This is a genomic window from Tateyamaria omphalii, from assembly GCF_019802125.1.
Classification (GTDB): domain Bacteria; phylum Pseudomonadota; class Alphaproteobacteria; order Rhodobacterales; family Rhodobacteraceae; genus Tateyamaria; species Tateyamaria omphalii_B.
This window is the reverse complement of the sequence record NZ_JAHVHT010000006.1, coordinates 163,917-179,027: the sequence shown is the minus strand read 5'-3', so window position 1 is coordinate 179,027 and position 15,111 is coordinate 163,917. Positions and strand designations below refer to the sequence as shown.

At 62.5% G+C, this 15,111-nt stretch carries 13 protein-coding genes; 6 read left to right on the top strand and 7 right to left on the bottom strand.

What is annotated here, in order from left to right; all coding sequences use genetic code 11:
* Positions 1 to 81: 81 nt before the first annotated feature.
* Both KUV51_RS20035 and KUV51_RS20030 read right to left on the bottom strand, forming a co-directional pair.
* A complete protein-coding gene (locus KUV51_RS20035; RefSeq protein WP_315898855.1) occupies positions 82 to 1,488 on the bottom strand; it encodes a CRTAC1 family protein in 1,407 nt (468 codons plus the stop codon).
* 115 nt (positions 1,489 to 1,603) lie between these two features.
* Positions 1,604 to 2,806: an ROK family transcriptional regulator gene (locus KUV51_RS20030; protein WP_222523230.1), complete on the bottom strand. Its 1,203-nt coding sequence runs from the start codon at positions 2,804 to 2,806 to the stop codon at positions 1,604 to 1,606.
* Between the two features lie 217 nt (positions 2,807 to 3,023).
* On the opposite strand from KUV51_RS20030, the gene xylF reads away from it, so the two are divergent.
* From xylF to KUV51_RS20010, 4 genes are all read left to right on the top strand, one after another.
* Positions 3,024 to 4,001, top strand: coding sequence for a D-xylose ABC transporter substrate-binding protein (gene xylF / locus KUV51_RS20025; protein ID WP_261385983.1), 978 nt, complete (start codon positions 3,024 to 3,026; stop codon positions 3,999 to 4,001).
* Positions 4,002 to 4,145: 144 nt separating this feature from the next.
* Positions 4,146 to 5,411 carry a sugar ABC transporter permease gene (locus tag KUV51_RS20020; protein WP_222523228.1) on the top strand — a complete coding sequence of 422 codons (1,266 nt, stop codon included), beginning with the start codon at positions 4,146 to 4,148 and terminating at the stop codon, positions 5,409 to 5,411.
* Positions 5,412 to 5,425: 14 nt separating this feature from the next.
* Positions 5,426 to 6,172 carry an ATP-binding cassette domain-containing protein gene (locus KUV51_RS20015; protein WP_222523227.1) on the top strand — a complete coding sequence of 249 codons (747 nt, stop codon included), beginning with the start codon at positions 5,426 to 5,428 and terminating at the stop codon, positions 6,170 to 6,172.
* A complete protein-coding gene (locus KUV51_RS20010; protein WP_222523226.1) occupies positions 6,172 to 7,107 on the top strand; it encodes a glucokinase in 936 nt (311 codons plus the stop codon). The genes KUV51_RS20015 and KUV51_RS20010 overlap by 1 nt, the downstream gene beginning before the upstream one ends.
* On the opposite strand, the gene hpaH is transcribed toward KUV51_RS20010, so the two are convergent.
* From hpaH to hpaE, 5 genes are all read right to left on the bottom strand, one after another.
* Positions 7,100 to 7,894, bottom strand: a complete 795-nt coding sequence (gene hpaH, locus KUV51_RS20005) for a 2-oxo-hept-4-ene-1,7-dioate hydratase (RefSeq protein ID WP_222523225.1) — start codon at positions 7,892 to 7,894, stop codon at positions 7,100 to 7,102. The two genes, KUV51_RS20010 and hpaH, sit on opposite strands and share 8 nt — an antisense overlap.
* Positions 7,884 to 8,735: a fumarylacetoacetate hydrolase family protein gene (locus KUV51_RS20000; RefSeq protein WP_222523224.1), complete on the bottom strand. Its 852-nt coding sequence runs from the start codon at positions 8,733 to 8,735 to the stop codon at positions 7,884 to 7,886. The genes hpaH and KUV51_RS20000 overlap by 11 nt, the downstream gene beginning before the upstream one ends.
* Entirely contained in the window at positions 8,732 to 10,129 is a 1,398-nt protein-coding gene (locus KUV51_RS19995; RefSeq protein ID WP_222523223.1) for a pyridoxal phosphate-dependent decarboxylase family protein, read from the bottom strand. The genes KUV51_RS20000 and KUV51_RS19995 overlap by 4 nt, the downstream gene beginning before the upstream one ends.
* A 73-nt stretch (positions 10,130 to 10,202) precedes the next feature.
* Positions 10,203 to 11,183, bottom strand: coding sequence for a 3,4-dihydroxyphenylacetate 2,3-dioxygenase (gene hpaD, locus KUV51_RS19990; RefSeq protein WP_222523222.1), 981 nt, complete (start codon positions 11,181 to 11,183; stop codon positions 10,203 to 10,205).
* 127 nt (positions 11,184 to 11,310) lie between these two features.
* On the bottom strand, positions 11,311 to 12,822 hold the full coding sequence (hpaE, locus tag KUV51_RS19985) for a 5-carboxymethyl-2-hydroxymuconate semialdehyde dehydrogenase (protein WP_222523221.1): 1,512 nt from the start codon (positions 12,820 to 12,822) through the stop codon (positions 11,311 to 11,313).
* Between the two features lie 89 nt (positions 12,823 to 12,911).
* Here hpaE and KUV51_RS19980 point away from each other — a divergent pair, with 89 nt between their 5' ends.
* Together KUV51_RS19980 and KUV51_RS19975 are read left to right on the top strand one after the other, a co-directional pair.
* Entirely contained in the window at positions 12,912 to 13,712 is an 801-nt protein-coding gene (locus tag KUV51_RS19980) for an IclR family transcriptional regulator (protein WP_222523220.1), read from the top strand.
* Entirely contained in the window at positions 13,709 to 15,070 is a 1,362-nt protein-coding gene (locus tag KUV51_RS19975; protein ID WP_222523219.1) for an aminotransferase class III-fold pyridoxal phosphate-dependent enzyme, read from the top strand. The genes KUV51_RS19980 and KUV51_RS19975 overlap by 4 nt, the downstream gene beginning before the upstream one ends.
* The last annotated feature ends 41 nt before the right edge of the window (positions 15,071 to 15,111 follow it).

Sequence of the window (15,111 nt, the reverse complement as noted above, 5' to 3'; positions counted from 1 at the left end):
ATGGTGCACGGGGGGTGACACCCTCATTTTGGCGTCAATCTCCATGAAAACAAGGTAAAAGAGACACCCGAATCACGCCTTTCAGCGCCGAAGCGTCACCCCCCGGTTCACCCCGGTCTCTTCCCACTCGGACCACTCACCATGCGGCCAGCGCACCCGCAGCCGAACAGTCTCGGCATTGCCCAACCCAAAATGCTGCGGCCCCGAGACACCGCCGGCATGGCCCCCGCCAACCGTGATCTCGCGGGCCTGCACAGCCGCCCCATCATCCACCTCGATCCACGCGCCAACGGCCTGCGTGTTGCCCCCGTCCTGCGTCACCGCCACGCTCAACCAGCTGCCAGTACCCGCGCTCATGTTCTGCCAGATCTCCAGCGGCGCCCGCCTGTTGACCACCGCCAGATCCAGCAACCCATCACCGTTGAAATCCACCAAAGCCGCCCCGCGCCCCCGGTGCATCGAGGCCACGCCTGCCACGTCTCCGGCCTCCGCGAACGTCCCATTCTCCTGCGCAATCAACAGGTTATTCGGGTCCTCCATCGCCAACCCCGGCATCTGCTGCACATTGCCCTTCGCAATGAAGGCATCGTCGCGCCCGTCATTGTTCACGTCTCCAAAGGCAATGTGCCAGCCGGTCGAAGGCCGCCCATCCGCGCCCGTATAGGGCCGGTGCGCCGCGCTCCCAATCTCGAACGGCACATCCTGAAATGCCGGTCCATCGCCCACCTGCCGCATCAGCCGCTGGTCGCCCATCGAGGACAGATAGACCTCGTCCCGCCCGTCCCGATCCAGATCGCGGGTGGCAATCCCCATGCCCCACAGCTTATGCCGCGCCCAACCGTCTTCCTCGGTATAAAGTCGCGGGCTGGGTTCCATCGCCCACATCTGCTCCTCACCCTCGCGCACATAATAGTGCCGGTCGTTCGACACCCGCAGATCAGCACGCCCCACCCGCGCCCAATCGGTGAACAACATCGACAGCGCACAATAGCCGGGCGCAAGCTCCGTCACCGCATAAGTGGCTCCGTCAGGCCGCCATAAGTGGTTGATATCACAGGCTTCGAACGGCCCATCAGGATCGCTACGATCGACATAGTGACCAAAGGCGAGGGTCGGCGCAGTCTGCCCTTCCTCCCATGTCGCGGAGAAGGCGGTGGTCCACTTGTCCTCGAACTGAAACGGCATCGGCTCGAAGGTGCAGTCGCCCCGCCCGCGCAGGATCGCGTCCGAACCCACGCGCATCACGACCAGATCCAGCAGCCCGTCATTGTCGATGTCCAACGGATAGGCACCCGTCGTACCGATCATGTCGACGCCGGACGCGGTCACATGTTCAAAGGCGACAGCGCCTTCCGAGACATTGCGCAACACAAGCGGCGCATTGCTGCCCCCGGCAGCCACAAGATCAGGACGCGCGTCACCGTTGCAGTCCAGAACCGCCAATCCGCCGCCCACGAAATGCTCCCATCCGCCGTCATAGATATGCATTGGCACGTCCACCGGAACGAATTTGGGATCGGCGGCAAAGGCTGGGTGCGCCAGGCCGAGGAACGCAGCGACGAGGCCCCGCCCTACATCAGATTTTTTAAAAAATCTTTTGAATTCAGGCATCTTCCAGCGCCTCGACCGCCGTGTCCTGCACGAATTCAAGCGCATAGGCAGCCGCCCCGCGCGCCCACATCAGGTTGTCCCACTTGTGTACCACCACATCCGGTGCGGGTTTGTCGATTTCCACGATGCTCTTGCGCATCTCCTCAATCACCGTGTCGGCATAGAGATGGTCGAACTGCATCTGCTCGCCCGCGAGGATCACCAGTTCGGGGTCGAAAATGTTCACAAGGTTGGCCAGCCCCATCGCAAACATCTTGCTGGCCCGGTCGACCACCTTGCGCGCTGTCGGGTCACCGCTTTTGGCGGCTGTCAGCACAGTGGCAACCGCCTGACTGGTGGGCGTGGTCAGGCTCATGCCGCCGACGCTGGAGGCTTCGCGCACCAGCGCGTAGTCAGCGATGTAGGCTTCCAGACAGCCACGCTGTCCGCAGCGGCACAGCGCGCCATCGAGATGTACCTTGGTGTGACCGAACTCTGCCCCGCAACCGCGCGTGCCGCGGTAAAGTTGGCCGCCCAGCACCATGCCCATGCCGACGCCGCTTTCGATGGTAATCACAATGAAGTCGGAATGAGCCTTGCCCAGGCCGAAGGTCATCTCAGCCATGGCCACAAGGTTGGCATCGTTGTCGAGGTAGACCGCAATGCCCAGGTGGTCTTGCAGAACGTCGCCGAACGGCACGTTGCGTGCATTCAGCGAAGGTGACCAGTAGACGAGGCCATGCTGCGCGTCCACGACGCCGGCCAGTCCAACGCCCACGGCCGAGATGTCCCGCAGCGTCCGTCCGGCCTTTTGCGCGAGGTCCGTCAGCCCGGACTGTATATGTTGCGCAAGTATGTCAGGTGGCAACCGACCGGTTGGAATATCACATTCGTGATGCGCGACATCGACCCCGTCGAAATCCAGCAGAACGAGCGACATCGCATCATTCGAGACCTTCAGCCCGGCGATTAGGTGCGCGGCGCCTGCGATCTTGAGATCGACGCGGGGACGGCCCCGTGCTGATTCGTCGGCACGTGATTCGCGGGGCACTTCTTCGATCAATCCGCCGCGCAAAAGGTCGGCTGTGACCGAGGTCACGGTTGCGCGACTGATCCCTGTATGCTCTGCCAGATCGATGCGCGGCACGGGTCCGCGCTGCGAAATCTCGCGCAGAAGCAGCCGCCTGCTTTCGACCTTCTGGTGACCGAATGCCATGAAATTATTCTCTTTTTTCCTCCCGCCGCGTGCCGGAGCGCGCGACCTTCACGTTAGATGATGCCGGTTTTTGCGAAAGCTGTCCAATTTAATTTGCTTTTCGAATTTAAGTCGCTAACAATGGGACACCCGCTGCAAAAGGTACGACGGCGGGCATGTCTTTGGGAGGACACCTATGAAACGACGCACGCTTTTGGGCGCCCTTGCGGCTGCCACCATGCTTACTTCGCCGGTTCTGGCCGACGGTCACGCGGTGACCGTGGGTGTGAGCTGGTCGAACTTCCAGGAAGAGCGCTGGAAAACCGACGAAGCCGCGATCAAGGCAGCTCTTGAAGCCGCTGGCGCAACCTACATTTCAGCTGACGCGCAATCGTCGTCGGCCAAGCAGCTGTCCGATGTTGAAAGTCTGATTGCTCAAGGCGCAAACGCGCTGATCATTCTGGCGCAAGACGCATCCGCCGTTGGTCCGGCTGTGCAGGCCGCGGCAGACGAAGACATTCCTGTCGTCGCCTATGACCGCCTGATCGAAGACAACCGCGCGTTCTACCTGACCTTCGACAACGTCGAGGTTGGCCGGATGCAGGCCCGCGCCGTGCTCGAAGCGATGCCCAAGGGCAACTATGTGATGATCAAGGGCTCGCCCACCGACCCGAACGCGGACTTCCTGCGTGGCGGTCAGCAAGAGGTGCTGCAAGCGGCCATCGACGCAGGTGACATCACCATCGTCGGCGAAGCCTACACCGATGGCTGGGTGCCCGCGAACGCGCAGCGCAACATGGAGCAGATCCTGACCGCAGCCGACAACAACGTGGACGCGGTTGTGGCGTCGAACGACGGCACCGCCGGTGGCGTTGTGGCGGCCCTGACTGCGCAAGGCATGGAAGGCATTCCGGTGTCCGGCCAGGACGGTGACCACGCCGCTCTGAACCGCGTTGCAACCGGCACGCAGACCGTGTCCGTCTGGAAAGACGCACGCGCATTGGGCAAAGCCGCAGGCGAGATCGCCGTGTCGCTGGCCAAGGGCGAAGACGTGGATGGCGCAGCCGACTGGACATCGCCCGGTGGCACCACCATGACCTCGATCTTCCTGGAGCCGGTTCCGGTGACAGCAGACAATCTGGACGTTGTTCTGGACGCGGGTTGGATCGAAAAAGACGCGCTCTGCGCGGGTTCCTCGCTGGCGGTTTGCCAGTAAGGCCACATGATACCTCGCCCCGGCGCAACTGCGTGCCGGGGCGAACCAAAAGACATTCACCAGACATTGCGGCACACTCTGACCGCGGGCTTTCCCGCGAACGGGTCCGCTGTGCCGCAGCAACCGGGTAAAAGGGCAGGGGACATGGACGACCAGGCCAAATCAATGATGGACAAGCTGGGCCTCGATGCCCGGCTTTTGGGGATGATCGGGGCGCTTGTCGTCATCTGGATCGTGTTCGGCTTTTTCACCGACTGGCGCTTTTTGTCGCCCCGCAACTTCTTCAACGTGAGCGTACAGACCGCATCGGTTGCCGTGATGGCGACGGGCATGGTGTTCGTGATCGTGACACGCAATATCGACCTGTCGGTAGGTTCGATGCTTGGCTTTATCGGTATGACTGTTGCGGCGCTGCAGGTGCAGTGGCTGCCATCCGTGCTCGGGCTCGGTCATCCGATGATCTGGGTCATCGCCGTTTTCGCTGCCATCCTGATGGGTGCAGTGCTGGGTGCCGCACAAGGCTGGGTCATTGGCTACCTCACTGTGCCCGCCTTTATCGTCACGCTCGGTGGCTTCCTGATCTATCGCGGGGCCATGTGGTGGGTGACCAAGGGCCAGACACAGGCACCGCTTGATCCCGTCTTCCGCCTGCTCGGCGGCGGTGCCGAGGGCACACTGGGCGAGACGCTGAGCTGGGTGTTCGGCACAGTTGCCGCCGTGGTTGCCCTTGCCATCATGCTGATGAGCCGCCGCCGCAAGGCCACCCATGGTTTCACCGTCAAACCGGTCTGGGCTGAAGGCATCCTGATGGCAATGGCGGCAGGCCTGATCATGGCCTTTGTCTGGATCATGAACAGCTATCCGATACCCCGGGGCGCCATGCGCCGCATGACCGAAGCGCGCGGGATCGAGTATACCGATGGCATGGTCTGGAACCACGGCGTCGCCATTCCGGTGGTGATCCTGCTGGCCGTGACGATCGTGATGACGATTATTGCGACGCGCACCCGCTTTGGCCGCTACGTCTATGCCACCGGCGGCAACCCAGAGGCAGCGTCGCTGTCCGGCATCGACACGCGGCTTCTGACGGTCAAGGTCTTTGCCCTGATGGGCGCGCTGACCGGCATCGCGTCGATCATCGCCTCTGCCCGTTTGAACGCGGTGGACGTGGGTCTTGGTACGTTGGACGAGTTGCGCGTGATCGCCGCTGCGGTCATCGGGGGCACAGCCCTGTCGGGTGGCGCGGGCACGATCTATGGCGCCGTCATTGGCGCGCTGATCATGCAGTCGCTGCAATCGGGCATGGCCTCGGTCGGGGTGGACGCGCCCTTGCAGAACATCGTCGTGGGCTTCGTTCTGGTCCTCGCCGTGTGGATCGACATCGTTTATCGCCGCCGCGCCGGCGTCTGAGGGAGGACTTTGATATGACGACACCTCTTGTCGAAATGAAGGACATCTCGATCAGCTTTGGCGGGATCAAGGCGGTGGACCACGTGTCGGTCGACCTGAAACCGGGCGAAGTTGTGGGCCTGCTGGGCCACAACGGTGCGGGCAAGTCGACGCTGATCAAAATCCTGTCGGGCGCCTATGCCATGGACACGGGCGAAATCCTGATCAACGGCGAAAAGGCAACGATCAACAACCCCCGCGATGCGCGGACCTACAACATCGAGACGATCTACCAGACGCTTGCGCTGGCCGATAACCTTGATGCCGCGTCGAACTTGTTTCTGGGGCGCGAGTTGGTGGGGCCAACCGGCTTTGTCGATGATGACGCGATGGAGGCCGAGACCCGCAAGATCATGGCGCGGCTCAATCCGAACTTCAAAAAGTTCAAGGATCCGGTGAGTGCTCTGTCCGGTGGTCAGCGCCAGTCGGTCGCAATTGCGCGTGCCGTGTACTTCAACGCGCGCATCCTGATCATGGACGAACCCACGGCCGCCCTTGGCCCGCACGAGACGCAAATGGTGTCGGAACTGATCCAGCAACTGAAGGCCGAAGGCATCGGCATCTTCCTGATCAGCCACGATATTCACGACGTAATGGAGCTGTGCGACCGCGTATCCGTTATGAAGAACGGAAAGCTAGTAGGCACTGTTGACGTTGCTGACGTGACGGACGATGACCTGCTCGGAATGATCATCTTGGGCAAGAAACCGGGCGAATCGTAATGCAGGATGCAGGAAAGCTGGATCAGGCCATTGGCCTGGTCGCCGACGTTGGTGGGACAAACACGCGGCTCGCGTTCGTGGATCGCGATGGGGTCATCGCGGACACGGTCGTGAAGTGCCCCAATGCGGATTTCGGCAGCTTTCTTGATCTTGCGACCAACTATCTGGACGGACGTTCTGTGCCGTCGCATGTGGTGATTGCGGTGGCGGGACCTGTGGCCGGTGACAAGGCGAAGCTCACCAACCGGAACTGGGACTTTGACGCAGCTGCGCTGGCCGCCGCCTTTGGCGCAGACGAGGTGGTTCTGATGAACGACCTTGAGGCGTTGGGGCAAGCCGTGCCGACTGTGGCGCAAGATGCGGTCGAGCCTTTGCATGATGGAGCCGCACTTGGCGGGTCGGGTCAGGCGCTGGTCGTGGGGCTTGGCACCGGGTTCAACGTGTCTGCCGTGAATATGGAAAGTGGGACGGTCTTCACATCGGAACAGGGGCACGCGAGCCTGCCGTCGAGCGTGATGTCGATCCTGCGGGAGCACATGCCGGACACGTCCCGTTTTGATAGTGTCGAGAACCTGTTTTCGGGTGTGGGCCTTCTGCGCCTTGCCCATGTCATCGGTGTCGATGTCGACAGTGCAGAGGAGTTGGCGAAGTCCGATGATCCCCGCGCGCTCGAGGCGCTGGATGCGTGTACCGAGGCGTTTTCGCTGATGGTGCGCGAGCTCGCCTATTCCTATTTCCCGCGCGCTGGCTTCTATTTCAACGGCTCGCTCGCGAAGTTCCTGATGGAGCCGGAACGGCGCGAGCGCGTGCTGGCACCGTTGCGCGCTGATGACAGCTTTGACGGGCAGTTCGCCCGCATCCCTGCGTTCCTGTTCGTGTCCGATACCGTCGCTTTGGGCGGTTGTGCGGCGCGGCTCTTGGCGCGGGTCAGCTGAAACGCAGATCGACCTGACCGAAATCGCCGAAATCCGCGTGGATGTCGGTGCCTGCCGGGCATTCGATGGGGCGGATGAAGCTGCCTGACAGGATCACCTGGCCCGCCTTGATCGTATTGCCGTAGAGCGCCATGCGCCGAGCGAGCCAGACGACGCTTTCCACCGGATCGTTCAGGACACCCGCGCCCAACCCTGTTTCCTCGACCGTTCCGTTCCGGCTGACAATGGCGCCGACCCAGCGTAGGTTGTCTGGCGGGTGCCGTTCCGCGCCCATGACGATGCCTGCGTTGGCGGCGTTGTCCGCGATCGTGTCGAAGACCTTGCGCGGCTGACCCGTGTCGGGGTCGGCGCGCAGGATGCGGGTGTCGAGGATTTCGAGCGCCGGGGCGACGTACTCAGTGGCCGCCAGTACCTCATTACGGGTGATGCCTTCGCCACCAATGTCCGATTTCATGACAAAGGCGATCTCTGCCTCGATCCGTGGTTGGATGAAGCGGCCAGCGGGGATGGTGGCGCCAGTGTCGAACTGCATCGAGCGGGTCAGCACGCCGCTGTCAGGGATGTCGATGTTCAGCGCCATCTGCATCGCGCGGCTGGTGAGGCCGATTTTCCAGCCGATGACCGGGTCGCCTGCCGCGACCTTGGCTGCGACGAACTGGTCCTGAATGGCATAGGCGTCGTCCATCGTGATGTCCGAGTGCGCGACGGACAGAAGGCCGATCTGTTCGCCGGTTTGTTCTGCTTTGATGAGTGCCTGTGCCGCGGCCTTGTGGTCTTCAGGTTTCATCCGCGACCTCGCTGCGAAGGGTGCCGATACCTTCGGCGGCGACTTCGACCACATCGCCGGGCTTCAGGAATTTCGGCGGATCGAACCGGGCACCCGCGCCGGTGGGCGTTCCGGTCACGATGATGTCGCCGGGCACAAGCGTAGTGAAGGTCGAGATATAGGCGATCTGGCGACGTATCGGGAACAGCATGCGGCTGGTTCGGTCGTCCTGTCGCAGCTCGCCGTTCACCTGCGTAGTAAGGCGGATATCGTCGAGTTGGGCGGCATGGGTGAAGGGGACGAGCCAGGGGCCCATGGCACCCGAGGCGTCCCAGTTCTTGCCTTGGGTCACGTTGAACTTGGCGTGGCGGACCCAGTCGCGGATCGTGCCTTCGTTGCAGAGGGTGAGGGCGGCAATGTGGTCATAGGCGTCGGCATCGGCGATGCGTCGGCCGCCCTTGCCGATGACGATGGCGATCTCGCCTTCGTAGTCCAGTTTCTCGCTTTCCGGGGGGCGGATCACGGACTGGTCGTGGCCAGTGAAGCTGCGCGGGAAGCGGGGGAAGAGGGACATGTTGGGCGGTGCCTCTTGCCCGTCCTTGTACTCGGCATTGCGGTCGGGGAAGTTGACGCCGACGCAAATGATCTTTTCCGGGTTCGGGATGGGGATCTGGTACGTGATGCCGGTATGTGTCGCGGTGCGTCCCTGCGCCGTCTTAGCCAGATCATGCAGCCCGTCGGCGGCGATCACGTCACGCAGTGTTGGCCAGTGTGGGAAGTTTGGGGAGAGGGGGACCATGCCCTCATCCGTCACGGTGCCATAGTAGGTGGCACCGTCGGTCGTGTAGGTCGCGAACTTCACAGGGCCCTCGCAATCTCGGTGATGGTGTCGAATGCGGTGTCGAAGTCGCGTTCTTCGCAGTCGAATTGTCCGGCCTGGAAACGGATCACCTTTTCTCCGTCAACGATGGTTTGGGTCAGGTAGATGCGTCCGTCGTCATTGATGGCGTCGACCAGAGCCTGCGTTTGATCATCGCTGGCGCCACTCATCTTGAACGTCCAGAGCGAGAGGATCGGCTCTGTCACGATCTCGAAGTCGTCTTCGGCCCGCAGGCGTTCACACAGGGCCTGGCTCCACGTCACATGATTGCGGATGCGGCTGCGCAATCCTTCCATCCCGTAGTGGCGCATCAGGAACCAGAGCTTCAGCGCCCGGAAGCGGCGGCCCAACGGGATGGACCATTCGGAATAGTCGATGATGTCCTCGGCCCCGTGCGTTTTCAGGTATTCGGGCCGGATCGCGAGGGTCTGGCGCAACTGATCCGGGTCGCGCAGGAAGTGTGCGGCACAATCGAACTGCGCGCCCAGCCATTTGTGCGGGTTGAAGACGATGCTGTCGAAGCGGTCGGCCCCGGTCCAGAGCGTGCGGAATTCGGGGCAGATCATGGCGGTGCCCGCCCATGCCGCGTCGAGATGGGTGTAAAGCCCGTGTTCTTCGGCAACGGCAGCGACGGATTCCAGGTCGTCAGAGGCTCCCATGCCAGTGGCGCCCGTCGCCGCGATCACACCTGCCGGGATGCGGCCCGCCATCTTGTCCTCGGCAATGGCGGCCTCGAGGTCGAGCGGGTCCATGTGGCGCAGATCGCCTGTCGTGCGGATCTTGACCAGGTTGTCCTGGCCGATGCCGGAGACCCAGATGGCCCGGTCAATGGAGCTGTGCACCTGGTCCGAGCAATAGATGCGGAGTTGAGGTTGGCCATGCAGCCCCTCGATATTGCCCCGAAATGCGAGCGCCCGTTCACGCATCGTGAGGACGGCGGCGAGAGTGGCAGATGACGCGCTGTCCTGGATCACGCCCTGATAGCCGTCGGGCAGGCCAAGGCCCTGACGCAGCCAGTCCATCATGCGGGTTTCCATCTCGGTCGCCGACGGTGATGTTTGCCAGAGCATACATTGCGGCGCGATGATCGAGACAAGGAATTCGGCCAGCACCGAAGCAGGTGCGGCATTGGAATTGAAATAGGCAAAGAAGCGCGGGTGCTGCCAGTGGGTGATGCCGGGCATCACGATGCGTTCGAAATCGGCCATGATGGCGGCAAGGTCGGTGCCGTCTTCGGGCGGGCTGGCAGCCAATTGGGCCGCGATGTCACCCGGTTTGGTCTGCGCGCGGACAGGGCGGTCGCGGATGGTCTTGTGATAGGCGGCCCCCCAGTCAGCGGCGTCCTTTGCGTGTTTGGCGAAGTCGTCCCAGCTCATGATCTGTCCTTTGGGTGGCGGTGCGCAGAGACTGCGCACCCTACGGGTAAGGCGGAGGTGTCCTCCGCCAGCGTCAGGGTGCCACGATGGGCTGTGCTTTGAGAAGGGGCTCGGTCGTGGCAACACCGTCGAACAGGCTGCCCTCTTCGAACCAGCTGCGCGGTGCGGGTGCGCCCCAGAGCGTTTGACGCTGGGGATCTTTCAGGTCCCATTTGATGGGTTCGTGGTCGGGATCGACGGTCTGGTAGTCGGAACAGTAGATCTCGATCCGGTGGCCGTCTGGGTCGCGGATGTAGAGGAAGAAGGCGTTCGAGATGCCGTGCCGCCCCGGCCCTCGTTCGATGTTCTCGCGGTAGCCCGTGGTGCTCATCAGGTCGAGCAGGTCGATGATGTTCAGCGGCGTGGGCACCCAGAAGGCCGTGTGGTGCAGGCGCGGGCCGGTGCCGTTGGTGAAGGCGACATCATGCACACCACCCTTGCGGTGCATCCAGGCGGCCCAGGTTTTGCCGGTCTCTGCGTCCTCGGTGTATTCGGTCGTGCGGAAGCCCATCCGGGTATAGAAGGCCACGGCCCCGTCCACGTCCGATGAGAACAGGTTGAAGTGGTCGATGCGCAGGGGTTTGACACCCCTGTAGAGAGCGTACTTCTGCGCGATTGTGGGCAGGCGGTCCATCCGAACGTGAAATTCGATCGGCACGCCCCATGGGTCGGTGGTTTGCATGACGCGACCCATGAACGGGCGCTCGACCCAGGTGACGGGGCGCCCTTGATCCGCGAACCACTTTGCGGCCTTTTCGAGGTCCGGGTCGTCGTAGAGCTTGAAGCCGAGCCGCGCGACATTGGCGCCATCGGCACGCGTCAGGGTGATGCAGTGGTGGCCCCGTTCCTCCATCGCGCGGAGGTAGATGGTTTCGTCATCTTCGTGGGTGATCTGTAGCCCCAGCGTGTCAACGTAGAAGGCGCGCGAGGCGGCAAGGTCAGTCACCCTGTATTCCACATGGCTGAGGCGGACGATGTTGAAGGGCGGGTAGAGTTCAGGTGGGGGGATCGGCATGGCTTTTCCTAGACAGAGCGGCTTTGCTGCACGTGGCTCGCCTTGTTGACGATGGGCATTGCCGCAGTTTCTCCGACCAAGTGCGATTCATCGGAGTCCCGCCCGCGTCTTACTAGGACACGCAGGATCACGTGCCGAGCCGGGGGATTTTCGGATCATCCGTTGCGATGCCGATGTGCTTTTGTTCCATGTAGAACTCGAAGGACCAGTCGCCGCCATCACGGCCGATGCCGCTGGCTTTCATGCCGCCGAAAGGTGTGGGGAGGTGCCTTACATTGGCGGAGTTGACCCAGATCATACCCGCCTCGAGCCCGTCCGTGAAGCGCATGGCGCGGGTCACATCCGCGGTCCAGACATAGCCGGTGAGGCCATACGCGGTGTCGTTGGCGATCTGGAGTGCTTGCTCTTCTGTCCTGAACCTTATGGAGGTGAGGACGGGTCCGAAAATCTCTTCTTGCGCGATTTTCATGTTGTTGGTCGCGTTCGTGAACAAGGTGGGCGCGACGAACTGGCCTGTGTCGCCCACACGTGTGCCGCCTGCTGCGATGGTGGCACCTTCGGTTGCGGCAGTATCAAAGCTGGCCATGACCTTTCGCCGGTGCCCTTCGCTGATCAACGGGCCGACTTCGGTGGCCGGGTCCAGCGGGTGACCGACTTTGATCGCTTTGGCGCGAGCCGCCAGTTTCGTCTCGAACTCATCAGCGATCGTGTCCTGGATCAGCAGGCGCGAAGATGACGTGCAGCGCTCGCCGTTGAGCGAGTAGATCATGAAGATTGCCGCATCGAGGGCGGCATCGAGGTCTGCGTCGTCGAAGACCACGACCGGGTTTTTGCCACCCAGTTCGAAGTGGACCCGTTTCAACGTCGGGGCGCCTTGCGCCATGATGGCAGATCCGGTTTTCGACTCCCCGACAAAGGCGATGGCCTTGATGTCCGGGTGTTCAGTCAACGCCTTGCCCGCCTCTTCGCCCATGCCGTTGACGATGTTCCATACGCCGTGGGGCAGGCCCGCCTCTTCCGCGATGTCGATCAGGATGCGGGCCGTCCAGGGGCTGAGTTCGGCGGGTTTGTGTACCACGGTGCAGCCGGCGGCGAGGGCCGGGGCGATCTTCCATGTGGACAGCATGAAGGGCGTGTTCCACGGGGTGATCACCCCCACGGGGCCTATGGGCACGCGGGTCGTGATGTTCATCAATGTGGGCGAGGGCAGGGCCTGACCGTCGCGTGCCGAGGGCGCGCGGTCGGCGAAGAAGCGGAAGTTGGCAGCACCCCGCAATGCCGCCTTGGACATGAAACGCAGGGCCTGGCCCGTGTCCCAGCATTCGCAGAGCGCGATTTCCTCTGCCCGCGCTTCGATCCCGTCGGCAATGGCGTGCAGGATGCGCTTGCGCTCTGCCGCTGGCATGTCGCGCCACGCTGGGAAAGCGGCCTTGGCCGCTTTGGCCGCCGCGGCGACATCGCGTGCATCGCTACGGGCCACACGTGCGATGTGGCTGTCATCGACAGGTGATGTCGTGTCGAACCATGCATCGGATGCTGCAGGCACGGCCTGACCGTTGATGTGGTTCAGAATGTCGGCTTCGCCGATGGCGGCCAGATGCGGCGCGAGTTTCGCGATGTTGTCGTCGAGGTCGGCCATGATCACTTTCTAGACAATGGTTCACATAATGAACCAGGGGAGGCAAAAATATATTGCAAGGCGTTTCCGGGTGCGTCAAGCTTCAACCCATGTCGACCATTGCGAAAGCCTTGGGCCTGTTGGACCTGTTCAGTGATGCGCAGCCCGCGCTTGGCCTGACGGACGTGCAGCGCTTGTCGGGCCGAGACAAGGCGACGGTGCATCGCCACCTTGTCGCGCTCGAACAGGCCGGGTTTCTGGAGCAGGACGCAAGCACCCGGGCCTACCGTCTGGGACCCGCGCTGACCCGGCTGGCGGGGATGCGGGTGCGTACGGTGCCCGAGGTCGAGATGCTTCGCACTGTCATCGGAAACCTGAGCCGGGAGGCGGGCGAGTTGGTGCATGTCAGCCGCTTGCAGGGATTTGATCTTGTTCATGTGCATCACGCCGAGGAACATGAGCACCCCGTGCGCGTCAGCTTTGATGCTTACGGGCTGCCGCCTCTGTTCGCCACTGCATCAGGCAAGGCATACCTTGCCTTTTCGCCGGGCGGCGTGCTGGATCTGGCGCTGGCCGACCCACGCACGCGGTTGCCCGGTGCGCCCGCGCCGCAGCGCATCGAGATTGAGGCAGAGTTGAAGCAGATCGCGACCCGCGGTTATGCACGCAACCGGGATGGACTGCGGTTGGGTGTGTCTTCGGTAGCCATCCCCGTCTTCGATGCGGCGGGCCGCGCCTTTGCCACCTGTTCCATCGCCTATCCCACCGGTCGCGGCGGTAAAGCGACCGAGGCGCATCTGGCGCGTCTTCTGATGCAACGCGGGGAAGAGATCAGTCAAGCCATGGGCGGCTCGGTGCCCCAGCATATTGTCCAACTTTGGACCCCGGCACAGGAAAGGGCCGCGTCGTGAAGGACAGCAACTTTCTCAAGGAACACAATGCCCGCCAGTTCTGGCACCCCATGGCGCATCCGGCCGACAGCATGGCGAACCCCCCGACGATCCTGACAGGGGGCGAAGGCGTTTACATCACCGACGTGGATGGGCACCGCAGCATTGATGCTGTGGGCGGGCTTTGGAACGTGAATCTTGGTTATTCCTGCCAACCTGTGAAGGACGCGATTGCTGGGCAGTTGGATGCTTTGCCCTACTACTCGACCTTTCGCGGCACGTCGAACGACAAGGCGATCGAGCTGGCCTATCTGCTCGCCGATTTCTTTGGCCCTGACGGGATGACGCGCAGCTTTTTCACCTCGGGTGGCTCTGACAGTATCGAAATCGCGTTGAAGCTGGCGCGCCAGTACCACCGCATCCGTGGCGAGGGCGCACGGACCAAGTTCATCAGCCTCGACAAGGGGTATCATGGCACCCATTTCGGCGGCGCTTCGGTGAACGGGAACGCGAAGTTCCGCAATTCCTATGAGCCGCTGATGTCAGGCTGTTACCATATCCCCGGGCCTTACCTGTATCGCAACCCGTTTGGTACAGATGATCCTGCGGAACTGGCCCGGCTGAGCGCAAGTATGCTCGAGCGTGAACTCGCGTTTCAGGGGGCGAACACCGTCGCGGCCTTTATCATGGAGCCGGTGCAGGGGGCAGGCGGTGTGATACCCCCGCACCCGAGCTTCATGCCGATGGTGCGCGACATCTGTGACAAGCACGGCGTGTTGCTCATTGCGGACGAAGTCATCACGGCCTTTGGACGTACTGGGTCCGAGACGGGATCGCGGCATTGGGGCGTACAGCCCGATCTGATGTGCACGGCCAAGGCCATTACCAACGGGTACTTCCCCTTTGGCGCGGTGATGATCGCGGATCACGTGGCCGCAGTGTTCGAAGATGACGACAGCGGCGTTGCGTCGGTCGATTCCGGTTATACCTATTCCGGCCATCCGGTCGGGGCAGCGGCGGCTGTGGCTGCGGTGGAAGAGACGATGCGCCTCCGCCCATGGGAGAATGCGCGGGACCGTGGGGCAGAGTTGAAAGCCGGGCTTGAAGTGCTGGCCGAGCGCTATGATCACATAGGCGACGTGCGCGGCGAAGGGCTGATGTGCGCCATCGAACTTGTGAGCGACCGCGGCAAGAAAACCCCGGTGGGCAAGGCGCTCCCGCTGGTGTTCCAGAAGGCGGCCTATGACGACGGGGTGATGATCCGGGTGTCTGGCAACAACGCCATATTCTCTCCGCCCTTGATCATTGACGCAGGCCATGTGCTGAAAATCCTGTCCGCCACCGAAACCGGCCTGAAGGCCATGGCCGAGGCGGCTTGAAGAGCCGGGCCGTATCCCCCGCACTGAAGAGTGCCACGGCG

What these genes read in the sequence shown, in the direction of transcription:
- KUV51_RS20035 (WP_315898855.1), bottom strand. Translation starts at nt 1,488, where the DNA reads ATGCATATCTATGACGGCGGATGGGAGCATTTCGTGGGCGGCGGATTG.
- KUV51_RS20030 (WP_222523230.1), bottom strand. Translation starts at nt 2,806, where the DNA reads ATGGCATTCGGTCACCAGAAGGTCGAAAGCAGGCGGCTGCTTCTGCGC.
- xylF (WP_261385983.1), top strand. Translation starts at nt 3,024, where the DNA reads ATGCTTACTTCGCCGGTTCTGGCCGACGGTCACGCGGTGACCGTGGGT.
- KUV51_RS20020 (WP_222523228.1), top strand. Translation starts at nt 4,146, where the DNA reads ATGGACGACCAGGCCAAATCAATGATGGACAAGCTGGGCCTCGATGCC.
- KUV51_RS20015 (WP_222523227.1), top strand. Translation starts at nt 5,426, where the DNA reads ATGACGACACCTCTTGTCGAAATGAAGGACATCTCGATCAGCTTTGGC.
- KUV51_RS20010 (WP_222523226.1), top strand. Translation starts at nt 6,172, where the DNA reads ATGCAGGATGCAGGAAAGCTGGATCAGGCCATTGGCCTGGTCGCCGAC.
- hpaH (WP_222523225.1), bottom strand. Translation starts at nt 7,894, where the DNA reads ATGAAACCTGAAGACCACAAGGCCGCGGCACAGGCACTCATCAAAGCA.
- KUV51_RS19995 (WP_222523223.1), bottom strand. Translation starts at nt 10,129, where the DNA reads ATGAGCTGGGACGACTTCGCCAAACACGCAAAGGACGCCGCTGACTGG.
- hpaD (WP_222523222.1), bottom strand. Translation starts at nt 11,183, where the DNA reads ATGCCGATCCCCCCACCTGAACTCTACCCGCCCTTCAACATCGTCCGC.
- hpaE (WP_222523221.1), bottom strand. Translation starts at nt 12,822, where the DNA reads ATGGCCGACCTCGACGACAACATCGCGAAACTCGCGCCGCATCTGGCC.
- KUV51_RS19980 (WP_222523220.1), top strand. Translation starts at nt 12,912, where the DNA reads ATGTCGACCATTGCGAAAGCCTTGGGCCTGTTGGACCTGTTCAGTGAT.